This window comes from Cronobacter sakazakii (assembly GCF_000982825.1).
GTDB classification, from domain to species: domain Bacteria; phylum Pseudomonadota; class Gammaproteobacteria; order Enterobacterales; family Enterobacteriaceae; genus Cronobacter; species Cronobacter sakazakii.
In genome coordinates, this window is the sequence record NZ_CP011047.1 from 2832374 (window position 1) to 2854477 (window position 22104).

The following is a 22104-nucleotide window of genomic DNA, read 5'->3' on the forward strand; positions in this document are numbered from 1 at the left end:
ATATCATCATACTTTGCGTCCCTGTCCGGCAGGGACGTTAAGCTTAGGGACAGAGCTTTATGGCCTTTACACCTCACACCCCACCCGCTTCACGGCTGAAACTCATCGCGACCGGCAAGGCGCTGCCGGAACACCTTATTACGTCCGCCGAACTTGATAGCCGCCTCGGCAAGCGCGAGGGGTATGTGGAGCGCCGCTCAGGCATTCTGCACCGCTACCATGCCGCAAATGATGACAGCCAGGCTGCGCTCGCCGCCGCCGCGCTGCATGACGCCTGCCAGCGTCACGCGATTAACCCCGACTCCATCGACCTGCTGATCTCCGCCTCGGCCATTGCCGTTCAGGCGCTGCCCTGTTCAGCGGTACACGTGATGAAAGCCGCAGGCTTACCGGCAGGCATGGCGGGGTTTGACATCAACAGCAGTTGCGTGAGTTTTATCAGCGCCATGCAGGTGGCGTCGGCGCTGTTAACCAGCGGCGCTTATCGCCGTATCGCGATTGTGTCGGCGGATATCGCCTCGCGCGGGATCGACTGGCAGCATGAAGAGTCGTCGCTTATTTTCGGCGACGGTGCCGCCTGCGCCATTTTGGAGGCGGGTGATGGTCGCTCTGGCATTCTGGCGATGAAAGCGGAAACTTACCCGCAGGGCAGTGAGCTGTGCGAGATCCGCGCCGGCGGCACGCGTAAAAACCCCCGCGCTGGGATGGAAGAGAGCGACTTTCTGTTCCATATGCAGGGCAAAGCGCTGTTCCGCCAGGCTTCGCTGCTGATTGACGGGTTCTGGCAGCGGCTGCTCGATGCCGCAGGGCTAACGCTTGATGACATCGCCACCGTGGTGCCGCACCAGGCGAGCCATTTGTCGCTCGAGCATATGCGCAAACGCCTGAAAGTGAAGCCGCAGGTGCTGGTGGATATCTACCGCCAGCACGGTAATCAGGTGGCGGCGTCGATTCCCACCGCGCTCCACGAAGCGTTTACCACCGGGCGCGTGAAGCCGGGCGAGCCGATAATGCTGGTCGGCACGGCCGCGGGATTAACGCTCGCCGGTATGGTGCTGCTGCCATGAAATATCTGGTAACGGGCGCCACCAGCGGGCTTGGGCGCAACGCGGTTGAGGCGCTGCTCGCGCAGGGCTGTGACGTGCGCGCGACCGGGCGTGACGAAAAAGCGGGCGCTGAGCTTACCGCGCTCGGCGCGCAATTCGTGCCGCTGGAGCTTGCGCAGGCCGACGACGCCCGCTGCGATGCATTGATGCAGGGCTGTGATGTGGTCTGGCACTGCGCGGCCAAATCGTCGCCGTGGGGCAGCGCGCAGGCGTTTCACGCGGTGAATGTCGCCGCCACCGAACGGCTGGCCTGTGCTGCGGCGCGGGCAAGCGTCACGCGTTTCATTCATATCTCCACACCTGCTATCTATTTCGATTTCCGCCATCATCACAATGTGGATGAAGCGTACCGGGCCGCCCGTTTCGCCTGCCATTACGCCAGCAGTAAATATGCGGCGGAGCAGGTCATTCAGGCGGCGGCAAGGCAATTTACGCACGTCACGTTTATTATTCTGCGCCCGCGCGGGCTGTTCGGCGCGCACGATCGCGTGATAATCCCGCGCCTGCTGCGCCAGCTTGAGGCCGACCGCGGCGTGCTGCGTCTGCCGCGCGGCGGCGAGGCGCTGCTCGATTTAACCTGGGTTGGCAATGTGGTGCATGCGATGCGTCTTGCCACCGACACGCCGGGGCTCATCTCCGGTGAAGCATTCAATATTACCAATCATGAACCGCAGCGGCTGGTGGAGATGCTGGGCAGCCTGCTCGGCGATGAGCTGCAGATCCGGTATCGGGTGGCGTCGGTGCCCTGGCCGCTGCTCTCGCTCGTGGCGCAGGGTATGGAAATCCACGGGCATCTCACCGGCACGGAACCGCGCCTGACGCGCTACAGCGCGGGCACCGTCAGTTTCGATATGACGTTAAGCCAGGAGAAGGCAATAACCCGGCTCGGCTATCGCCCGCCGGTGTCGCTGGCAGAAGGCGTGCGGCTTACCGGCGCCTGGCTGCGCGAAAGGAGAGGCTGAATGGCCACGATTACGACGTTTGAAACCGGCTACTGCACGCATTTAGGCTGCATCGCGCTAAAGGGCGCGGCATGGAAAACCTGTAAATTTCCGGCCCGCGCGAGCCTTATCGACGCGGGCGGCAAACGCTGGCTGTGGGATACCGGCTACGCCTCGTGGTTTGACGATTACACCCGCCGCGGGATCTATCAACTTTATCGACGCGTCACGCCGGTTTACTTTTCCCCGGAACAGTCGCTGGTGCGCCAGCTTGCGGAGAAAGGCTATTGCCCTGATGACATCGACGCGCTGATCCTCTCGCACTTTCACGCCGACCATATCGCCGGGCTGCGTGACTTCGCGGATAACCGCTTTATCTGCTCCGGCGAAGGCTGGGCGCAGACCCGCACGCTGCGTGGGTTTTCCGCGCTGCGTCAGGCGTTCGTGCCAGGGCTTATCCCGGAAAAGTTTGAAAGCGCGGTCAGCTTTATCGAGAGCTTTGAGCGCGTGGCGCTGCCCGCCGCACTCGCGCCGTTTGATACCGGCTTCCTGCTGCCAGGCAGCAACGGCGAGGTGTTGCTGGTGCCGTTGCCGGGCCACGCCGCCGGGCATATCGGCGCGTTTGTGCTGACGGACAACGGCTGGGTGCTGCTCGCCGCCGACGCCGCCTGGTCGCCGGTCAGCTACCGCGAACAGCGCGGCCCGTCGCGGCTCGCGAATCTGGTGATTGCCGATCCGGCTGCCGCCACGCGCACGCTCGATTTACTGCATCGGCTCTGGCGCGATGGCGGCGCGGAGATCCGTCTCGCGCACGAGGGCGATTTGTGAATAAGCTCGCCATGCTCTGGCACTATTTCCGTGTGAAGCGTCTGCGTTTTCAAAATCGCGCGGCGCTTGAGCGCTACCAGCAAAAACAGCTTGGGCGGTTTGCCGCGCGCGTGCTGGCGAAAAGCCCGTGGTTCAGGCGCTACCGTACGCTGCCGTTTGGCGAATGGCCGCTAATGGACAAAGCGCTGATGATGGCGCATTTCGATGAGATGAACACCGGCGGCCTGAAAGCGGCAGACGTGATGGCGTGCGCGCTCAAAAGTGAAAACGACCGCAATTTTACGCCGACGGTTGGGCGCTACAGCGTGGGGCTGTCGAGCGGCACATCCGGGCGGCGCGGGATTTTCGCGGTCAGCCCGCAGGAACAGGCGCTGTGGGCAGGCGCCATGCTCGCAAAAATGCTGCCAGACGGCCTCTTTGCAGGCGAGCGGGTGGCGCTCTTTTTGCGCGCCGACAATAACCTCTACCAGAGCGTGAACAGCCGCTGGCTGAGCCTCGGTTTTTACGATCTCTTTGAGCCCTTCGACGCCCTGCTTACACGGCTTGAAGCCGAATCGCCGTCGATTATCGTCGCACCTGCGCAGGTACTGCGCGCGCTCGCGCTGGCAGTCCAGGCAGGCGCTCTGAAGATTGCGCCAAAGAAAGTCATTTCCGTGGCAGAAGTGCTCGACGCGCAGGACAGCGCGCTGCTGAAAAGTATTTTTCCTGACGTCGGCGAAGTGTATCAGGCGACCGAAGGCTTTCTCGCCGCCACCTGTTCGCATGGCGTGCTGCACCTGAACGAAGCGTTTATCCATGTTGAAAAGGAGTGGCTGGATGCGCGTCGTTTTGTTCCGGTCATCACCGATTTTACGCGTACCACGCAGCCCATCGTGCGTTACCGGCTGGACGATGTGCTGGCGGTGCGCGATACGCCGTGCGCCTGCGGCGATCCGTCGCTGGCGCTGGCGCATATTGAAGGGCGACAGGACGATCAACTCCTGTTGCCGGACGGGCAGGGCGGCGAGCGGGTCATCTTTGGCGATCTCTGCAACCGCGCGCTGGCGCGCGTTCTGCCCTTCACGGCGGATTACCGGCTAATTCAGCACGGCGCGGAGCGCCTGACGCTTATCGTCGAGGCCGACGACGCACAGCGCGCGCAGGCGCAGGCCGCGCTAATGGCGCTTTTTGAACAACAGGGCGTGGCGTGCGATGTTCTTCGCTGGACGCTTTTAGCGCAGATTCCGCAAGCGGCCGCCGGGGCCAAGCGGCGGCGTATCGTGCGTGTAAGGGAGCGCGCATGAACGAAACGGCTTATCGCCTGAAATCTCTGCTGCTGGGGTGGGGAAGCGTTGGCATAGTCTATTCCACGACCGATCTGCTTCAGCGCGCCGGGCACAAACTACCGCCGTTGTGGTTCGACACGCTGCTGGATTTCACGCCCTCGGCCATCTGGCTTTATATGTCGTTTTTCCTGCTTGTTCCCGCGGGCTACTGGTTAACCCCGAGGGCAGAAGTGAAATGGCTGATGCGCGCCACGCAACTGGCGGCGCTGTTTGCCGGGGCTGTCTATCTGGCGTGGCCGACGACGATGGCCTATCCCGTCGTCAGCGGCGAGGGCATCAGCGCTGACGCGCTGCGTATTCTGCTGGCGGTGGATTCGCCGCAGAACTGTTTCCCGTCACTGCATATGGCGCTGACCCTGCTGATGGTCTGGGGCATCAGCAAACGCGGGCAGTGGGGCTATACCCTTGCCGCGGTGCTCTGGGGCGCGGCGATTAGCGTGTCGATTTTGCAGCTGCGACGCCATCTGTTTGTCGATTTGGTCGGCGGCGTCGCGCTTACGCTGCTGGCAGGCATGCTGGCGCGAAAAATGTTGTCTTACTGGATGATACAAAAGGAATTGAATCATGAATGAATTAACGTTACCCATCGTAGTGATGCTGGGGCTGGTCTTTGGTGAGGCGTTTTTGTTGAAATGGCGCGCACGTGCGCCGGTGAACTGGCGTGACATAGTGTTTAATGTCAACTCCGGGCAGATGGTGCTGTGGCTGTTCCGGGGGCTGGAAGTGCTGTGCTACAGCGTCATCTCCCGCAACGTAAACCTTGAGCTTTTTCAGGGAGCACCTGCGGTTGTGGTGTGGGGCTTTGCCTTTATCGCCTGGGATTTTGGGTTTTACTGGCTGCACCGGTTGCATCATGAATGGCCCTTACTCTGGGCCGTTCACAGCGTACACCATCACGGTGAACACTATAATCTCTCGCTCGGCGTGCGCAATTCCTGGTACTCATCGCTGACCTCAATCCCCTTTTTTATGCTGCTGGCCGTGGCGGGTGTGCCGCTGTCAGTGTTTCTTGCGGTCTCTGTGATTCACTACAGTATCCAGTTTTTTAACCACAACGCGTTCACCGGGCGACTCGGCTTTCTGGAGCGGTTGCTGGTCACGCCGTCGCATCATCGGGTTCACCACCTGTGCGAGCGCCGTTTTGCTGACACCAACTACGGCGGTACGTTGATCCTCTGGGATAAACTCTTCGGATCGTTTTGTCATACGCCACCGGCGCGGGATGAACATCAATATGGTGTAAAAGGCTATCGCGCCTCTGCCAATCCGCTGCGGGAAAGTAACGCGCCTTTTGCCCGCCTGCTTGGCTTTCGCCCTGCGCCGCACACGAAAGGCAGCGTCTGTCCTGCGCCATACATTATCGTTAGCGGTACGCTGCTGCTGTTTATTCCGGTTATCGGTTATATCCAGCGTTATGGCTATGGTTATGACGATATCGGCCGGGAACAAATGACGCTGTTTTTGCTGCTGGTGGCCGCGTCAGTGATGATGGGACTGATGAATGACGGGCATCGTGCAAGCCGCATCGGCTGGGCCGTCGTGACCGGCTTGATGCCGCTGTGTTGTCTGCATCTTTTTGGCTGGCAGGGGTTTATCTGGCAGCTAAGCCTGCCTGCACTGGCGCTGCACGGTCTGATAGTCCTGGCCATGCCTGCGATGCAAAAGAGGGCGCTACGCCATGACTAAAGCGCTTATCCCGTTACGCTTCAGCCCGGCAGCCGAAGGTGCGTTTCATCGCGCTCTCCAGCAGGAGGCATATGCTTATCTTCACGATCGCAACGACCACCGTTTTGCTGACCGTCCGGCGCGCATCAAAGCGCTTCTGATCCTGCTGGCAAGCATTGCATGCTATGCGCTGGCTCTGCAGTCCTCTGACGCGGTGTGGTTCATCGCCTGCTATGCGTCATTCGCCGTTTTGATGATGTGGCTGAATATTGATGTTAATCATGATGCCTCACACCTGACCTTTACTCGCCGCCGTTTCTGGAACGCGTTCATCAGCCGCGCGGTGACGCTTTCAACCGGTATTGAGCCTGTTTACTGGCGCACACGACACGTCAGTTATCATCATCGCTACGCGAATATTGAACACTACGATCTGGATACCGAAGAGAACGGGATTTTCCGCCAGACGCCGTTTCAGCGCTGGCGCAGGTGGATGCACTTTCAGCATCTCTACTGGCCGCTGGTGGCAGCCTTATCCCTGAGCTGGATAGGCCTTGTGTTTGACTGGGCCGACAGGCTGGGCCGCACGCCGCTGCATGCGGACCGGCTGCTGCCTGGCGTGAAAGGATGGAGCGCTTTTATCTTTAGTAAAATAGCGCATATCACGCTGATGCTGGGTGTACCGATCATCGCGGGGCATAACGTCTGGATGGTGGCGGGCATTTATCTGCTGACCCAGATGTGTACGTCGCTGCTGGTGGTCTTTTTGCTTCTCGGCACCCACTGGGCCGGAGCCACGTTTTATCAGGCTCCTCAGGACGGGGAGAAGCGAATGGCGCATGGCTGGTATCACCACAACTTCACCACCGCCTGCGACTGGCACACGCCACGGCGCTGGCTGGAGACATTTACCGGCGGGCTGAATTATCACCTGACGCACCATCTGTTCCCCGGCTGGCACCATCGCCACTATCCGGCGCTCGCGCGGATAGTGGCGCGGCTGGCACAGGAACATGGGTTGCCGTATCGCTGCATCAGCTATCGCGAACTCCGCGCCGCGCAGCGGGTATTTCTGGTTCAGATGGGCAACCCGCATGACGCGTAATTTGCCACCGCTGCGTGTGGAACGCCACGATCCCGCGCTGCATAAAGCGTTCCGTACGGCCTGTCAGCACTATCTGACGACGCAGCAGGAGCATCGCTTCGCCGATAAGGGCATGTGGGCGAAACTCGTTTTTCTCGCGCTCTGCTGCGCGGCCTGTTACCTGCTAAGCCTGACGTCATCGCATCTCACCGGTTTTGCGCTCTGGTATTTCGGTTTTATCTTTTTCGCCATGATGCTGGTGGTCAATGTGTTGCATGATGCCAGTCACAATGCATACTGCCGTTCCGGTGCGGCGAACGCCTGGCTTGGCCGTCTGGTGAGCGTTCCTCTGGGGCTTGATGCTGACAACTGGCAGGTACGGCATGTGCAGTTTCATCACCCGTATACCAATATTCAGGGGTACGACCCCGATATCGATGAAAACGGCGTCCTGTGCCAGACGCCGTTCCAGCGCCACAAGCCTTTTATGCGCGCACAGCATCTTTACTGGCCGCTGGTGGCCGCGCTGACCTTTCCCTGGTATGCGTGGTGGATGGACTGGCGCGACCGGTTGGGCGAAACGCCTTTTACGCGCCATTTACCTCACCAGGGCGCAGGTGGCGCACTCCTGTTTTTACTGCTGAAAGCCGCACATTTTTGGCTGGCGCTGGGGCTTCCGATGCTGCTTTTGGACGAAGCCATCACGTTTCCAGCTGTCCTTGCCGTTTACCTCATCAGCCAGATGCTGGTTTCGGCGCTGTTTGTGTCGCTGCTTATCGGAACGCACTGGGCGAAGGGCCATTTCTATCCTGCGCCGGCCGATAACGTGATGCCGCAGAGCGTCTATCACCATGCGTTTGCGACAACGTTTGACTGGCACATGCGGCCACGCCTGATGGGATACTGGCTCGGCGGTTTAAATCTCCACCTGACGCATCATCTCTTTCCTGACTGGAGCCACCGCCACTTTCCGGCGCTGAGCGCTATCATCGCCCAGGTCGCGAAAACACATGGGTTGTCATACCAGATACTCACGGTGAAAGATCTGCTGCGGCTGCAACGGCGGCATTTACTCAGAATGGGAAGAAAACCCGAAGAAACCGCCACCGGCGAACGGTGACGGCGGGGCTCAAACTGCGGCGATAATTTTGATTTCTACTTTATAGCGCGGGTTCATCAGGCGGGCCTGCACGGTGCAGCGTACCGGTGCGGAGCCTGCCACCACCCACTCCTCCCAGGCTTTATTCATCAGCGCGAAATCGTCGCCGTCGGCTAGGAAGATGGTGGCGTCGAGAATACGGGATTTATCGCTGCCCTGCGCGGTTAACAGCGTGTCGATTTGCGCCAGTGTATTGGTGGTTTGTTCGTAAGCGTCGCCGTCGAGATTTTCCGGCACGCCGGTGTAGTAAATCGTCTGGTTGTGAATCACCGCGTCAGACCAACGATCTGCGGGATCGATACGCACGATTGTCATCGCTTTTTCCTTTTCCTGTTCTGTTTAGCAGGGTGCAAGCCTGCCATAAAGCGCGAGCGCCGTCATCTGTTCGGCTGGCGTAAGCGTGGCCGCCCTGACATAATCACTGGCAATTTAACCAGGGGGCAGTGTGACAGACGATTTTGCAGCAGATGGCCAACTGGCCAACGCGATTCCCGGCTTTAAACCGCGCGAGCCGCAGCGTCAGATGGCGCAGGCGGTCAGCGCCGCCATTGAGGCCGCGACGCCTCTGGTGGTCGAGGCGGGTACCGGGACCGGGAAAACTTACGCCTATCTGGCGCCCGCGCTGCGTGCCGGTAAGAAAGTGATTATTTCCACCGGTTCGAAAGCGCTGCAGGATCAGCTCTACAGCCGCGATCTGCCGACCGTCGCCAAAGCGCTGGAATTCAAAGGCCGTCTGGCGCTCTTAAAAGGGCGCTCGAACTATTTATGCCTGGAGCGCCTGGAGCAACAGGCGCTGGCGGGCGGCGATCTGCCGGTTCAAACCTTAAGCGACGTTATCCAGCTGCGCGGCTGGGCCAACGAAACCGTCGATGGCGATATCAGCACCTGCGGGCGCGTGGCGGAAGACGCCCCCGTCTGGCCGCTGGTCACCAGCACCAACGATAACTGCCTTGGCACCGACTGCCCGCTCTACAAAGACTGCTTTGTGGTCAAAGCGCGCAAAAAGGCGATGGAAGCTGACGTCGTGGTGGTGAACCATCACCTGTTTCTCGCCGATATGGTGGTCAAAGAGAGCGGCTTTGCGGAGCTTATCCCGGAGGCTGAGGTGATTATCTTCGACGAAGCCCATCAGTTGCCGGATATCGCGAGTCAGTATTTCGGCCAGTCGCTCTCCAGCCGCCAGCTGCTTGACCTCGCAAGAGACATTATCATCGCCTATCGCACCGAGGTGAAAGATACCCAGCAGCTACAAAAGTGCGCCGACCGGCTGGCGCAAAGCACCCAGGATTTCAGGCTGCAGTTGGGCGACCCTGGCTTTCGCGGCAACCTGCGCGAACTGCTGGCGGACGCCTCCATCAGCCGCGCGTTGCTGCTGCTCGATGACGCGCTGGAGCTCTGCTACGACGTGGCGAAGCTGTCGCTTGGCCGCTCGGCGCTGCTGGACGCTGCTTTTGAGCGCGCCACGCTCTATCGCGCGCGTCTCAAACGCTTAAAAGAGATTAACCAGCCAGGCTACAGCTACTGGTATGAGTGCAACTCGCGCCACTTTACGCTGGCGCTCACGCCGCTGACCGTCGCGGATAAATTCCAGGACGTGATTGCGGAAAAGGGCGGCAGCTGGATTTTTACCTCCGCCACGCTCTCGGTGAATGACGACCTGCATCACTTCACGGAGCGGCTCGGCATTCACGAGGCAAAAACTCTTCTGCTGCCCAGTCCGTTCGACTATGCCCGCCAGGCGCTGCTCTGCGTGCCGCGAGGTCTGCCGCAGACTAACCAGCCGCAGGCCGGAAAAGCGCTGGCGCGGATGTTACAACCGCTGATTGAGGCCAACCAGGGCCGCTGTTTTATGCTTTGCACGTCGCACGCGATGATGCGCGAGCTGGCCGAGCAATTCCGCGCCACCATGACGCTGCCGGTGCTTTTGCAGGGTGAAACCAGCAAAAGCCAGCTGCTGGAGCAGTTTATCAGCGCGGGCAATGCGTTGCTGGTGGCGACAAGCAGCTTCTGGGAAGGGGTGGACGTGCGCGGCGACGCGCTGTCGCTGGTGATTATCGACAAACTGCCGTTCACCTCGCCGGACGATCCGCTGCTGAAAGCGCGGATGGAAGATTGTCGCCTGCGCGGCGGCGATCCGTTTGATGAAGTTCAGCTGCCGGAGGCGGTCATCACGCTCAAGCAGGGCGTCGGGCGTCTTATCCGCGACGTCGACGACCGCGGCGTGCTGGTGATTTGCGACAACCGCCTTGTGATGCGCCCCTACGGCGCGGTCTTTCTGAAAAGCCTGCCGCCGACGCCGCGCACCCGCGATATCGGCGAGGCGGCGCGCTTTCTCACCGACGCGGCGCGGCAGTAATTTATGCCAGACTGTGATAAGATGCGCCCCTTTTTGAACCACCACGACGCGTAAGAGTGTTATAGAACCATGCGAATTCTGGCTATTGATACCGCCACCGAGGCCTGTTCCGTCGCCTTGTGGGACAACGGTAAAACGTCCGCCCTTTTTGAACTCTGCCCGCGCGAGCACACCCAGCGTATTCTGCCGATGGTCAGTGAGATCCTCACCGAAAGCGGCGTTGCGCTGTCGGCGATGGACGCGCTGGCCTTTGGCCGCGGGCCGGGAAGCTTTACCGGCGTGCGAATCGGCATCGGCATCGCGCAGGGGCTGGCGCTTGGCGCAGAACTTCCGATGGTCGGCGTGTCGACGCTGATGACGATGGCGCAGGGCGCATGGCGCGTCAGCGGCGCGACCCGTGTGCTGGCGGCGATCGACGCCCGCATGGGCGAAGTTTACTGGGCCGAGTACCAGCGCGATGAGCAGGGCGTCTGGCACGGCGAAGAGACCGAAGCGGTACTCAAGCCCGACGCCGTCACGGAGCGCCTGAAGGCGCTTAACGGCGAGTGGGCGACGGTCGGCACCGGCTGGCAGGCGTGGCAGGATATGGCGAACGGCAGCGGACTTACGCTTACCGACGGCCAGGTAACGCTGCCGGCGGCGGAAGATATGTTGCCGCTGGCGTGCCGGTTGTTCGAACAACAGCGCGTTGTTGCGGTCGAACATGCAGAACCGGTCTATCTGCGCAACGAAGTGGCGTGGAAAAAACTGCCAGGCCGGGAATAACATCCCGACGCAAACCGCGGGCGGGTTTAAGGAGTCGCTTATGGTGGGTCAACAATCAATGGTGCGCAGTGGGCTTCTGGCGCTGAGCGTTTTGCTCGTCAGTGGGTGTGTCAGCGTTCCCGACGCGATTAAAGGCACCAGCCCGACGCCGCAGCAGGATCTGGTGCGCGTAATGAACGCGCCGGAGCTCTACATCGGCCAGGAGGCGCGCTTCGGCGGGCGAGTGGTCAATGTCGATAACGAGAAGGGCAAAACCCGCCTTGAGATAGCCACGCTGCCGCTCGATAGCGCGGCGCGGCCGCTGCTCGGCCAGCCGTCGCGCGGACGCATCTTTGCCGACGTTGGCGGCTTTCTCGACCCGGTGGACTTCCGTAATCAGCTCGTGACGGTGGTTGGCCCCATCACCGGTACGGCAGAAGGGAAAATCGGCGCCAGCCCGTACAAATTCATGGTAATGCAGGTGAACGGCTTCAAGCGCTGGCGCGTGACGCAGCAGGTGGTGATGCCGCCACAGCCTATCGATCCGTGGATGTGGGGACCGCGCCCCGGCTGGGGATATGGCTATGGCCCGTGGGGCTGGTATAATCCCGGCCCGGCTCAGGTTCAGACCGTAGTAACCGAGTAATTCATTGATTTAGTCAATAAAATAAACAGCGGCCCGTCCGCTGTTTATTTGTTTTATCGGTATAACAAAAATAATTAGTGACGCGCTTCGCAACCTTAAATCAGGCGAATTAATAAACTGGTACAATGAGTTAATATTATGTTAACGCCGTGTTTATTGTTTTGGGGTTGTGATGACGACGAATAATACATTCAGAGGTGACGCATTGAAGAAGGTTTGGCTTAACCGTTATCCGGCGGATGTTCCGGCGGAGATAAACCCGGACCGTTATCACTCCCTGGTGGATCTGTTTCAGCAATCCTGCACACGCTACGCCGATCAGCCCGCCTTCACCAACATGGGCGAGGTGATGACCTTCCGCAAGCTGGAAGAGCGCAGCCGCGCCTTCGCTGCCTGGCTGCAACAGGGCCTCGGCCTGCAAAAAGGCGATCGCGTGGCGCTGATGATGCCAAATCTCCTGCAATATCCGGTGGCGCTGTTCGGCATTCTGCGCGCCGGAATGATCGTCGTGAACGTCAACCCGCTCTACACGCCGCGCGAGCTGGAGCATCAGCTGAACGACAGCGGTGCCAGCGCCATCGTCATCGTTTCTAACTTTGCCCACACGCTGGAAAAAGTGGTCGATAAGACCCAGGTGAAACACGTCATTCTGACGCGCATGGGCGATCAGCTCTCCACCGCCAAAGGCACGCTGGTGAATTTTGTCGTGAAGTACGTGAAACGTCTGGTGCCGAAGTATCACCTGCCGGACGCTATTTCGTTTCGCAGCGCGCTGCATAACGGCTACCGCATGCAGTACATCAAGCCGGAAGTGACGCCAGACGATCTCGCTTTCCTGCAATATACCGGCGGTACTACGGGCGTGGCGAAAGGCGCGATGCTGACCCATCGCAACATGCTTGCTAACCTCGAACAAGTGCTCGGCACGTACGGCCCGCTGCTGCATCGCGGCAAAGAGCTGGTCATCACCGCGTTGCCGCTGTACCACATTTTCGCGCTCACCATGAACTGTCTGCTGTTTATTGAACTCGGCGGGCAGAACGTGCTGATTACCAACCCGCGCGATATTCCGGGGCTGGTCAAAGAGCTTGGCAAATATCCGTTTACCGCGATGACCGGCGTGAATACGCTGTTTAACGCGCTGCTGAATAACAAAGATTTCCATAAGCTCGATTTCTCCTCGCTGCACCTTTCGGCGGGCGGCGGGATGCCGGTGCATCAGGCGGTCGCGGAGCGCTGGGAAAAACTCACTGGTCAGTTCCTGCTGGAAGGCTACGGGCTTACCGAATGCTCGCCGCTGGTGAGCGTTAACCCGCACGATATCGACTACCACAGCGGCAGCATTGGCCTGCCGGTGCCGTCCACCGAAGTCAAACTGATTGACGACGAAGGCAACGAAGTGGCACCCGGTGAGCCTGGCGAGCTGTGCATTAAAGGCCCGCAGGTGATGCTGGGCTACTGGCAGCGCCCGGACGCCACCGATGAGATCCTTCAGGACGGCTGGCTGCGCACCGGTGATATCGCGGTGATGGACGAAGAGGGTTTCCTGCGTATCGTCGATCGCAAAAAAGATATGATTCTGGTCTCCGGATTTAACGTCTATCCGAATGAAATTGAAGATGTGGTAATGCAGCACAGCGGCGTGCAGGAAGTCGCGGCGGTGGGCATCCCGTCGGAAGCCAGCGGCGAGCTGGTGAAAATCTTCGTGGTGAAGAAAGAAGCGTCGCTTACGGAAGAAGCGCTGATTACCTTCTGTCGCCGTCACCTGACGGGCTATAAAGTGCCGAAGCAGGTGGAATTTCGCACCGAGCTGCCAAAATCCAACGTCGGGAAAATTTTACGACGAGAACTACGTGACGAAGCGCGCCGGGCGGGCGACAATACCGCCTGAGCTGCAATCACGTCGTCCTGACGCCGGTTCTACCGGCGTTTTTTATGGGCGCAGACAAAGAGAGAGCGATTTGAATTACCAGATGATTACCACCAATGACGCGCTGGCGACGCTGTGCGAGACCGCACGCACGCAGCGCGCCCTGGCGCTGGACACCGAATTTGTCCGTACCCGTACTTACTACCCACAGCTGGGGCTTATCCAGCTGTATGACGGCGAAAACGTCGCGCTTATCGATCCGCTGACCATCACCGACTGGGCGCCGTTCCAGGCGCTGTTGCAGGATCAGAACGTCACCAAGTTTCTCCACGCGGGCAGCGAAGATCTGGAAGTGTTCCAGAACGCGTTCGGCATGATGCCCGATCCGTTTATCGACACTCAAGTGCTGGCTTCGTTCGTTGGCCATCCGCTCTCCTGCGGTTTTGCGACGCTTGTGGAACATCACACCGGCGTGGTGCTGGATAAAAGCGAGTCGCGCACCGACTGGCTGGCGCGTCCGCTGACCGAGCGCCAGTGCGATTACGCGGCGGCGGATGTCTGGTATCTGCTGCCGATCGCCCACAAACTGATGGAACAGGTGCGCGAAGCCGGCTGGCTGACCGCCGCCATCAACGAATGCCGCCTGATGACCCAGCGCCGTGGCGAGGTGCTCGATCCTGATGAAGCCTGGCGTGAAATCACCAACGCCTGGCAACTGCGTCCGCGTCAGCTTGCGTGCCTGAAGCTGCTGGCAGGCTGGCGTCTGCGCAAAGCGCGCGAGCGCGATATGGCGGTGAATTTCGTGGTGCGTGAAGAAAACCTCTGGAAAGTGGCGCGCCATATGCCAAGCTCGCTTGGCGAGCTTGACGGCATGGGGCTTTCCGGCAGTGAAATCCGCTTCCACGGCAAGACGCTGCTGGCGCTGGTCTCGCAGGCGCAGGCGCTGCCGGAAGAGGCGCTGCCGGAGCCGCTCGCGAATCTGGTCGACATGCCGGGCTATCGCAAGGTGTTCAAAGAGATCAAAGCGCTGGTGCAGGAGACGAGCGAGGCGCACAAGATCAGCGCCGAGCTGATGGCCTCACGCCGCCAGATTAACCAGTTGCTGAACTGGCACTGGAAGCTGAAACCGCAGAATCAATTACCGGAATTAATCAGCGGCTGGCGCGGCGAGTTATTAAATGAATCATTAAAAACGCTGCTGGAAAATTATTAACGGCGTGACCTGTAATTATTTACAGGAAATGTGAAGTTTACTGAAAATATATACAGTGAATTGACTGAAAAAATACCCCGGCATGCCGGGGTATTTTTTAGTGTTATTTTGTCTCTTCCGCTTCCGGTAAGGTGACATTAAGTTCGAGAATCGAAATATCGTCGCCTTTTTGTTCCAGCTGAACGGTGACCATTTCCGGATCAATCTGAACGTATTTGCAAATCACTTCCAGAATATCCCGCTTCAGCTGCGGTAAATAATGCGGTTCAGCATCGCTACGACGACGCTCAGCAACAATAATTTGTAAGCGCTCTTTGGCGATACTGGCGGTGTTCTTTTTTCTGGAGAGAAAAAAGTCGAGTAATGCCATAACTTATCCTCCGAACAGGCGTTTGAGGAAACCTTTCTTCTCTTCTTCAATGAAGCGGAAAGGACGTTCTTCTCCCATCAGGCGATCAACGGTATCGGCGTAGGCTTTGCCTGCGTCGGATGTGGCGTCAAGAATGACCGGCTCGCCCTGGTTAGAGGCGCGAAGCACAGACTGATCTTCCGGGATGACGCCCACCAGAGGAATACGCAGGATCTCCAGCACATCTTCCATGCTGAGCATATCGCCTTTGCTGACGCGGCCCGGGTTGTAGCGGGTCAGCAGCAGATGCTCTTTAATCGGCTCTTCGCCATTTTCGGCGCGGCGCGATTTGGAAGAGAGGATGCCCAGGATACGGTCGGAGTCGCGCACGGAGGAGACTTCCGGGTTAGTGGTAATGATGGCTTCGTCAGCAAAATAGAGTGCCATCAGCGCACCGGTTTCGATACCGGCAGGGGAGTCACAGACAATGAAGTCGAACTCCATCTTTTTCAGCTCATCCAGCACCTTTTCCACGCCTTCACGGGTCAGCGCGTCTTTGTCGCGGGTCTGCGAGGCAGGCAGGATATAGAGGCTTTCGGTGCGTTTATCGCGGATAAGCGCCTGATTCAGCGTGGCATCGCCCTGAATCACGTTCACAAAATCGTATACGACACGGCGTTCACAACCCATGATGAGATCAAGGTTACGCAGGCCGATATCGAAATCGATAACTACGGTCTTCTTTCCCTTCTGGGCCAGACCCGTAGCGATGGCCGCGCTGGAGGTGGTTTTGCCAACGCCCCCTTTACCTGATGTAACTACAATAATGCGTGCCATAAAGGAATTCCTTGTTAAAAGGGCTTAATTTAATGGTTGAACCGTCAGCGCGCCGTCGGCCAGTCGCAGGCGTGCCGCTTTGTTGTAAAACTCGGCCGGGATTTGATCGCTCAGCCAGTAAACCCCGGCGATGGAAACCAGCTCCGCCGCGAGATTCGTTGAAAATATTTGTGCTTCTTTATCGCCGCCGGCACCGGCGAGGGCGCGCCCGCGCATGGTGCCGTAGACGTGAATATTGCCATCGGCGATAAGCTCCGCGCCCGCGCTGACGTGACTTGTGACCACCAGATCGGCACCCGGCGCGTAGATCCGCTGGCCGGAACGCACCGGCAGATCGATTAACCGGGTACGCAGCGCCGCCGCTGGCGGCGCGGGCGTTTCAGCAGGCTTTGCAGCGCGTGGTGCGCTGGCTTTTCCCTCAGTGAGCAGCGCCAGTCCCGCACGCGAAATTTCCGCTTTCAGCGCGTCATCCTGACAGCCGCTGATGCCGACCAGATGCAGCCCGCTGTCGATAAACGTCTGGTGCAGTTGCTGCCAGTTTATCGACCCATCAAGCCCCGCAACATTCACAACCACTGGCGCATTTTTGAGAAAGGCCGGCGCCTGAGCAATTTTTTCTTCAAGCGCCTTGCGAATAACCTCAGGGTGAGCATCATGCAAATGAACCACTGATAAAGTGAAACTACTGCCTTTTAGCTCGATGGGCGTGTTTGACATCCTGGCCTTACTCAATTCAGTTTAAATCCCCACCGCAGTGGGATGATATTCCGAAGCACATCAGGCATGTTATAGTCAGCCTTATATTCAGGCAAGTAACCATCTGGCTAAATTAGAGTAAAAACATGTTTTGTGTGATCTATCGAAGCGCGCGTCGCGAACAAACTTATCTTTATGTTGAAAAAAAAGACGATTTTTCGCGAGTGCCGGAAGAATTGCTGGCCGGTTTCGGGCAGCCAATTATGACCATGATGCTGCCGCTGGATGGTCGTAAAAAATTAGCCAACGCCGATCTCGAAAAAGTGAAACAGGCGCTTAAAGACCAGGGCTATTATTTACAGCTTCCCCCGCCGCCGGAAAATTTGCTTAAACAGCATCTCGAATCGATCGGTAAAAAATAGTCCTGCGCGCCGTTTTTATACGGCGCTTTTTTTGCGCCAATGCGCGCGGTTTGACTTTTCGCACTGGCGGGGCAAATAGTTACGTACTGTCTTATCATCGAACACAGAGGGACGCTATGTACCAACATCATCACTGGCAGGGCGCGCTGCTTGATTATCCGGTCAGCAAAGTGGTTTGTGTGGGCAGTAACTATGCAAAGCATATTCAGGAAATGGGCAGCGCCACGCCGGAAGAGCCAGTGCTTTTTATTAAGCCGGAAACTGCGTTGTGCGATCTGCGCCAGCCGCTTGTGCTGCCGCAGGGGCTCGGCTCGGTGCATCATGAAGTGGAGCTGGCGGTACTGATTGGCGCAACGCTGCGTCAGGCGAGTGAAGAGCATGTCGCCAAAGCGATCGCCGGTTATGGCGTCGCGCTCGATCTGACGCTTCGCGATATCCAGGGCAAAATGAAAAAGGCCGGACAGCCGTGGGAGAAGGCGAAAGCGTTTGATAATTCATGCCCAATCTCCGGGTTTATCCCGGCAGGGGAGTTTACCGGCGATCCGCAAAACACGCCGCTCAGCCTGCGCGTGAACGGCGAGGTGCGCCAGAGCGGCAATACCGCCGATATGATCCATAAGATCGTGCCGCTTATCGCCTACATGAGCCGTTTCTTCACGCTGCGCGCAGGCGATGTGATCCTGACCGGCACGCCGGAGGGCGTCGGTCCGCTTAACAGCGGCGACGCGCTTGACATCACCTTCGACAACCACTCGCTCTCGACGCGCGTTCTGTAAAGATGCCGCCTGCAGGGCGGCAAAACTTGCATCCTGGCGTCAGAGTGTTTATAAGGTGCAGCTTAATTTTTGATGCGCGGACACCGTTATGACCGAAACGCCTTTCTGGCAGCGTAAAACCCTGGATGAGATGAGCGACGCCGAGTGGGAATCGCTCTGCGACGGGTGCGGTCAGTGCTGCCTGCATAAGCTGATGGATGAAGACACCGACGAAATTTATTTCACCAACGTCGCCTGCCGTCAGCTGAATATTAAAACCTGTCAGTGCCGTAACTATGAACGGCGCTTCGACTATGAGCCGGACTGCATCAAGCTGACGCGTGAAAACCTGCCAACCTTCGAGTGGCTACCGCCGACCTGCGCGTATCGGCTGCTGGCCGAAGGGAAAAACCTGCCGCTGTGGCATCCGCTGCGCACCGGCTCAAAAGCCGCGATGCACGCCGAGCGTATTTCGGTGCGTCATATTGCCGTTAAAGAATCCGAAGTACGCGACTGGCAAGACCATATTTTAAACAAACCGGACTGGGCAGAATAAACGCATATTCTTTTTTCGAAGACCTTGAACCGTGCATCTGCTAATTAAAGAAATATAAAAAGCCGCTAACGAAGAGCGGCTTTTTTTATCCGGAAGGTAAGCGTTGCGGTTTTTCTCACCCGTCATAGCGGGAAGAACATCGCGTGGCAAGAGGGTTTGCTGTCGGCCCCGAGACGCAGGGCGGCTCAGATCCAGCCAAACCTGACGGATAAGGAAAGGAGTAGACCAGCAAAGGCGAACAGGTTAAGTAAAACCGCAGTTCTGCTTGAAATCTCCATACAATACTCCGGGCTTCTTGTTTACGACACAGGGAGTATAGCTACTGTTTATTCCGGTGCATCTGTAATTTTAAAAAATCAGACTTTTCGCTTATTGCGGTCTGAGATATTTCTTAAGCAAGTCTGAATAATTGCATTTTCATTAATTAAAGCGTAATGACGGCTTATTCTGGTTCGCAGAATTGCGCGAGGAACTGATGCAGCGTAGCGTGCTCATCAGTAGTGAGGGATAAAAAACGAGCAACCTGTTCTTCAAGATGGCTGCAGGGTTGCGCGATGATGGTTATCAGATTTTCATTATCCGAAAGTCGGATAATCGATACGCCGCGCAGCGTACCGGACGCCGTGAGCACGGCTTTAATGCAAATATCGTCACGAAAAATCAGTGGGTTCATAAGGCTGAGAAGGCTTAGCAAAATCATCTGACCACACAAATAGCACATCTCTTGCCTTGATACAATTCACCTTTTTATAGTGATTGAACTGATAGTCTATATCTATTGTAGTGATAATTAAGGCTCTGTTTTTAATCGTAAAGTTAAGTAAAGACCTTATTGTCTAATAAACCAGCGATTGTAAAAAAATACGATAAAAAAGGCCGCCTCAGCGACCTTCTACTTACTTCTGATTCGGGCTCGGCCTTTTATCGCCAGATTCCGGTGCTTCGTTCGGATCGTCTTTTTCGACGTTAAGTAAATACTTATTCATTACGTCCTCCTGTCGTTAATCAACTCACAATTAAGTATAGGCAGGTGAACTCAGAACAAGCCAGGCGGTAAAGGCAATGCGTATGTTGAGCCAAAAAAAAACGCCCACCGGCCGGAGCGCGGTGGGCGTGGTGCAGCGCAACTGAGAAGCACTCAGTAGCGGCCGAAAAGATCGCGTTTTTTCGGTTTGAACGCCTGCGCCAGCAGCACCAGCAGGGCAACCACCAGATAAGCGGCGAAAATGCCGATTAACCACTGCGGCATCTCAAGCGTCAGGAAGGACCACTGGCGCTCGGCGCAGTCGCCGCTGGCGACAAACACCTGCGGCAGCCATTTATCGAGCGGCAGCCAGCTCGGGAAACGCGCTGCGAAATCGCAGGTCACAAACGGTGAAGGGTGCAACTGGATGTTTGTGTGCTCAATGGCGAGCATCAGGCCTTTCCAGGCGCTGTAAATCCAGATACCCATCGCCACAAAACGTAACGGGGTTTTCGGTGCAATGGCTCCCACCAGCCCTGCGCCCATTACGCCAAACAGCGCGCAACGTTCATAAATACACAACACGCACGGCTTCAGCATCATGACATGCTGGAACCACAGCGCCACCATTTCCAGCGCGAAAGCGGTAAGCGCCAGCAAAAGCCATGCGCCGCGCCCACGCGAACACTGGTTTAAATATCGCAACATAATGATTATCTCTGCAATCTGCGTTGAACCGGCAGTGTAAACGAAAACGGGTTTGACGCCACTAGCCACATCAAAAATAACGCATTAAACCTCTGCCCATAAAAAGAAAATCGGGCTGCGGGAGCCCGATTTGCGATTAATGCAGCAGCGCCGTCGTGGCAGGCGTACTCACCCAGCCGCTTTGCAGTAGCCAGTCGGTGAACGGCACCAGCGTAAACTGTACACAGGCGAGTCCCACCAGCGTCAGTACGATAGTATACGGCAGCGCCATCCAGACCATGCGGCCATAGGAGAGACGGATTAGCGGCGCCAGGGCTGAGGTCAGCAGGAACAGAAACGCCGCCTGGCCGTTTGGCGTGGCGACGGACGGAAGGTTGGTGCCGGTATTGATCGCCACCGCCAGCATCTCAAACTGTTTCGCGTCGATAACCCCCTGTTGGAGCGCGCTTTTCGCTTCGTTGATATATACCGTGCCAACAAACACATTATCGGAGATAGACGACAGCAGGCCGTTGAAAAGATAGAACAGCGACAGCTGGTTATGCGGCGAGGCTTCGAGCACATACGCGATAATCGGCGCGAAGAGATGCTGGTCGATGATAACGGCAACCACGGCGAAGAACACTGTCAGCAGGGCGGTAAAGGGCAGCGCTTCGGTAAACGCTTTGCCGATAGCGTGCTCGTCGGTGACGCCGCACAGCGACGAGGCGAGAATAATGACCGAAAGACCAATCAGGCCCACTTCCGCCAGATGCAGCGCCAGCGCCGTAATCAGCCACACGCCGATAAGCCCCTGGATTATCAGTTTCATGGTGTCCTGACGGGTACGCTTCTGGCGGCTCTTGTCATCGTATTCGCGCAGGATCTTACGCACCGGCTCCGGCAGCGGTTCGCCATAGCCGAACGATTTGGTTTTCTCCACGAGAATGCAGGTGACGATGCCGCAGATAAAGACCGGCACGCTCACGGGCGCGACGCGCAGCAGGAAGTCGCCGAAGCTCCAGCCCGCCGCGTGCGCGATAATCAGGTTTTGCGGTTCGCCGACCATCGTCATCACGCCGCCAAGCGCGGTGCCAACGCCCGCGTGCATCATCAGGCTGCGCAGAAACGCGCGAAAGCGCTCAAGCGTGGCGCGGCGCTCGTCGTCCAGCTGGGCATCATCCACCAGCTCCTGCCCCTCATCACGATTCGACGCGACGCGATGGTAGATACCGTAAAAGCCCACCGCCACGCTGATAACCACAGCGACGACCGTCAGCGCGTCGAGGAACGCGGAAAGAAACGCCGCCGCAAAGCAGAATGCCAGTGAGAGCAGGGTCTTGGAGCGAATGCCCAGCAGCAGGCGGGTGAAAATCAGCAGCAGCAACTGCTTCATAAAGTAAATGCCCGCCACCATGAAAATCAGCAGCAGTACCACGGCGAGGTTATTCGCCACTTCTTCGCGCACGTGCTCGGCGCTGGTCATCCCGATAAACAGCGCCTCGACGGCCAGCAATCCGCCCGGCAGCAGGGGGTAACACTTCAGCGCCATCGCCAGCGTGAAGATAAACTCAATCACCAGCAGCCAGCCGGCGGCGAAGGGGCTTACCCAGAAAACCAGAGGATTAAGAATCAAAAAGCCAAGTAAACAAAGCTTGTACCAGTCCGGAGATTGTCCTAAAAAGTTACGATACAACGCCCGGCCATATGAAATTTCCATGCCATGATCCTTTACGGTTATTTTTCGTTAACATGTCAGGGTACCCGGCAGTGGTGCGGCAATCAAGCCGCAGGCGCGTATGGCGGGCCGGTGGGGATTGTTAAAAACCGAACCACGATCCCTTTTTTTACATTTCGTCATGCTATCTGCGCCCCGGCGCGTCTGGTATGATGAGTGAATT

The 22104-nt window shown here is 57.8% G+C and carries 25 protein-coding genes; 16 read left to right on the forward strand and 9 right to left on the reverse strand.

The annotated features are described in order from the left end of the window. The first annotated feature begins 59 nt into the window (after positions 1 to 59). From CSK29544_RS13545 to CSK29544_RS13580, 8 genes are read left to right on the forward strand one after another with little or no spacing between them, the layout of a single operon-like run. Complete coding sequence (locus CSK29544_RS13545; protein ID WP_007888048.1) at positions 60 to 1067, forward strand: 3-oxoacyl-[acyl-carrier-protein] synthase III C-terminal domain-containing protein; 1008 nt, start codon at positions 60 to 62, stop codon at positions 1065 to 1067. Then, positions 1064 to 2068: an NAD-dependent epimerase/dehydratase family protein gene (locus CSK29544_RS13550; protein ID WP_007888049.1), complete on the forward strand. Its 1005-nt coding sequence runs from the start codon at positions 1064 to 1066 to the stop codon at positions 2066 to 2068. The genes CSK29544_RS13545 and CSK29544_RS13550 overlap by 4 nt, the downstream gene beginning before the upstream one ends. Continuing rightward, the gene (locus CSK29544_RS13555) at positions 2069 to 2875 is read left to right on the forward strand and encodes an MBL fold metallo-hydrolase (protein ID WP_007888050.1); all 807 of its coding nucleotides are present in this window, start codon (positions 2069 to 2071) and stop codon (positions 2873 to 2875) included. It begins immediately after the preceding gene. After that, positions 2872 to 4158, forward strand: coding sequence for a F390 synthetase-related protein (locus CSK29544_RS13560; RefSeq protein WP_029039135.1), 1287 nt, complete (start codon positions 2872 to 2874; stop codon positions 4156 to 4158). Before CSK29544_RS13555 ends, CSK29544_RS13560 begins: the two co-directional genes overlap by 4 nt. Next, the gene (locus CSK29544_RS13565) at positions 4155 to 4772 is read left to right on the forward strand and encodes a phosphatase PAP2 family protein (protein WP_007888052.1); all 618 of its coding nucleotides are present in this window, start codon (positions 4155 to 4157) and stop codon (positions 4770 to 4772) included. Before CSK29544_RS13560 ends, CSK29544_RS13565 begins: the two co-directional genes overlap by 4 nt. Then, positions 4765 to 5886, forward strand: a complete 1122-nt coding sequence (locus CSK29544_RS13570) for a sterol desaturase family protein (RefSeq protein WP_007888053.1) — start codon at positions 4765 to 4767, stop codon at positions 5884 to 5886. Before CSK29544_RS13565 ends, CSK29544_RS13570 begins: the two co-directional genes overlap by 8 nt. Then, complete coding sequence (locus CSK29544_RS13575; protein WP_007888054.1) at positions 5879 to 6970, forward strand: fatty acid desaturase family protein; 1092 nt, start codon at positions 5879 to 5881, stop codon at positions 6968 to 6970. Before CSK29544_RS13570 ends, CSK29544_RS13575 begins: the two co-directional genes overlap by 8 nt. Beyond that, positions 6960 to 8069 (forward strand): acyl-CoA desaturase, encoded by a 1110-nt coding sequence (locus CSK29544_RS13580; protein ID WP_029039136.1) that lies wholly within the window; start codon positions 6960 to 6962, stop codon positions 8067 to 8069. The genes CSK29544_RS13575 and CSK29544_RS13580 overlap by 11 nt, the downstream gene beginning before the upstream one ends. A gap of 9 nt (positions 8070 to 8078) precedes the next feature. Here CSK29544_RS13580 and CSK29544_RS13585 read toward each other — a convergent pair whose 3' ends face one another. Beyond that, positions 8079 to 8423, reverse strand: coding sequence for a RidA family protein (locus CSK29544_RS13585; protein ID WP_007888057.1), 345 nt, complete (start codon positions 8421 to 8423; stop codon positions 8079 to 8081). 130 nt (positions 8424 to 8553) lie between these two features. Between CSK29544_RS13585 and yoaA the strand changes: the two genes are divergently transcribed. The 5 genes from yoaA to rnd all read left to right on the forward strand — a co-directional run bounded on the left by yoaA (position 8554) and on the right by rnd (position 14937). After that, positions 8554 to 10464, forward strand: a complete 1911-nt coding sequence (gene yoaA / locus CSK29544_RS13590; protein ID WP_007888058.1) for a DNA repair helicase YoaA — start codon at positions 8554 to 8556, stop codon at positions 10462 to 10464. 69 nt (positions 10465 to 10533) lie between these two features. After that, positions 10534 to 11229 (forward strand): tRNA (adenosine(37)-N6)-threonylcarbamoyltransferase complex dimerization subunit type 1 TsaB, encoded by a 696-nt coding sequence (gene tsaB / locus CSK29544_RS13595; RefSeq protein ID WP_007888062.1) that lies wholly within the window; start codon positions 10534 to 10536, stop codon positions 11227 to 11229. Between the two features lie 40 nt (positions 11230 to 11269). Next, entirely contained in the window at positions 11270 to 11854 is a 585-nt protein-coding gene (locus CSK29544_RS13600; protein WP_007888065.1) for a Slp family lipoprotein, read from the forward strand. 205 nt (positions 11855 to 12059) lie between these two features. Continuing rightward, the gene (fadD, locus tag CSK29544_RS13605; protein ID WP_007888067.1) at positions 12060 to 13745 is read left to right on the forward strand and encodes a long-chain-fatty-acid--CoA ligase FadD; all 1686 of its coding nucleotides are present in this window, start codon (positions 12060 to 12062) and stop codon (positions 13743 to 13745) included. Between the two features lie 82 nt (positions 13746 to 13827). Further along, a complete protein-coding gene (gene rnd, locus CSK29544_RS13610) occupies positions 13828 to 14937 on the forward strand; it encodes a ribonuclease D (RefSeq protein ID WP_032975212.1) in 1110 nt (369 codons plus the stop codon). A gap of 103 nt (positions 14938 to 15040) precedes the next feature. Here rnd and minE read toward each other — a convergent pair whose 3' ends face one another. From minE to minC, 3 genes are read right to left on the reverse strand one after another with little or no spacing between them, the layout of a single operon-like run. Further along, the gene (gene minE / locus CSK29544_RS13615) at positions 15041 to 15307 is read right to left on the reverse strand and encodes a cell division topological specificity factor MinE (RefSeq protein WP_004384978.1); all 267 of its coding nucleotides are present in this window, start codon (positions 15305 to 15307) and stop codon (positions 15041 to 15043) included. 3 nt (positions 15308 to 15310) lie between these two features. Further along, on the reverse strand, positions 15311 to 16123 hold the full coding sequence (gene minD, locus CSK29544_RS13620; protein ID WP_004384979.1) for a septum site-determining protein MinD: 813 nt from the start codon (positions 16121 to 16123) through the stop codon (positions 15311 to 15313). Positions 16124 to 16147: 24 nt separating this feature from the next. Then, positions 16148 to 16840: a septum site-determining protein MinC gene (minC, locus tag CSK29544_RS13625; protein ID WP_004384980.1), complete on the reverse strand. Its 693-nt coding sequence runs from the start codon at positions 16838 to 16840 to the stop codon at positions 16148 to 16150. A 125-nt stretch (positions 16841 to 16965) separates the two neighbouring features. On the opposite strand from minC, the gene CSK29544_RS13630 reads away from it, so the two are divergent. The 3 genes from CSK29544_RS13630 (at position 16966) to ycgN (ending at position 18552) form a co-directional block, all read left to right on the forward strand. Continuing rightward, positions 16966 to 17241 (forward strand): YcgL domain-containing protein, encoded by a 276-nt coding sequence (locus CSK29544_RS13630; RefSeq protein ID WP_004384981.1) that lies wholly within the window; start codon positions 16966 to 16968, stop codon positions 17239 to 17241. A 116-nt stretch (positions 17242 to 17357) separates the two neighbouring features. Next, positions 17358 to 18017, forward strand: coding sequence for a fumarylacetoacetate hydrolase family protein (locus CSK29544_RS13635; protein WP_007888075.1), 660 nt, complete (start codon positions 17358 to 17360; stop codon positions 18015 to 18017). Positions 18018 to 18105: 88 nt separating this feature from the next. Then, complete coding sequence (gene ycgN, locus CSK29544_RS13640) at positions 18106 to 18552, forward strand: cysteine cluster protein YcgN (protein ID WP_007888077.1); 447 nt, start codon at positions 18106 to 18108, stop codon at positions 18550 to 18552. A gap of 185 nt (positions 18553 to 18737) precedes the next feature. On the opposite strand, the gene yncL is transcribed toward ycgN, so the two are convergent. The 5 genes from yncL to nhaB all read right to left on the reverse strand — a co-directional run bounded on the left by yncL (position 18738) and on the right by nhaB (position 21923). Further along, the gene (gene yncL, locus CSK29544_RS23010) at positions 18738 to 18830 is read right to left on the reverse strand and encodes a stress response membrane protein YncL (protein ID WP_071601485.1); all 93 of its coding nucleotides are present in this window, start codon (positions 18828 to 18830) and stop codon (positions 18738 to 18740) included. Between the two features lie 164 nt (positions 18831 to 18994). Continuing rightward, positions 18995 to 19225, reverse strand: coding sequence for a hypothetical protein (locus tag CSK29544_RS24765; protein ID WP_007888078.1), 231 nt, complete (start codon positions 19223 to 19225; stop codon positions 18995 to 18997). Positions 19226 to 19448: 223 nt separating this feature from the next. Continuing rightward, a complete protein-coding gene (locus tag CSK29544_RS24925) occupies positions 19449 to 19538 on the reverse strand; it encodes a hypothetical protein (protein WP_085959387.1) in 90 nt (29 codons plus the stop codon). Positions 19539 to 19690: 152 nt separating this feature from the next. Beyond that, positions 19691 to 20224, reverse strand: a complete 534-nt coding sequence (dsbB, locus tag CSK29544_RS13650; protein ID WP_004384985.1) for a disulfide bond formation protein DsbB — start codon at positions 20222 to 20224, stop codon at positions 19691 to 19693. A gap of 136 nt (positions 20225 to 20360) precedes the next feature. Next, positions 20361 to 21923, reverse strand: a complete 1563-nt coding sequence (gene nhaB / locus CSK29544_RS13655; RefSeq protein ID WP_007888083.1) for a sodium/proton antiporter NhaB — start codon at positions 21921 to 21923, stop codon at positions 20361 to 20363. Positions 21924 to 22104: the final 181 nt, after the last annotated feature.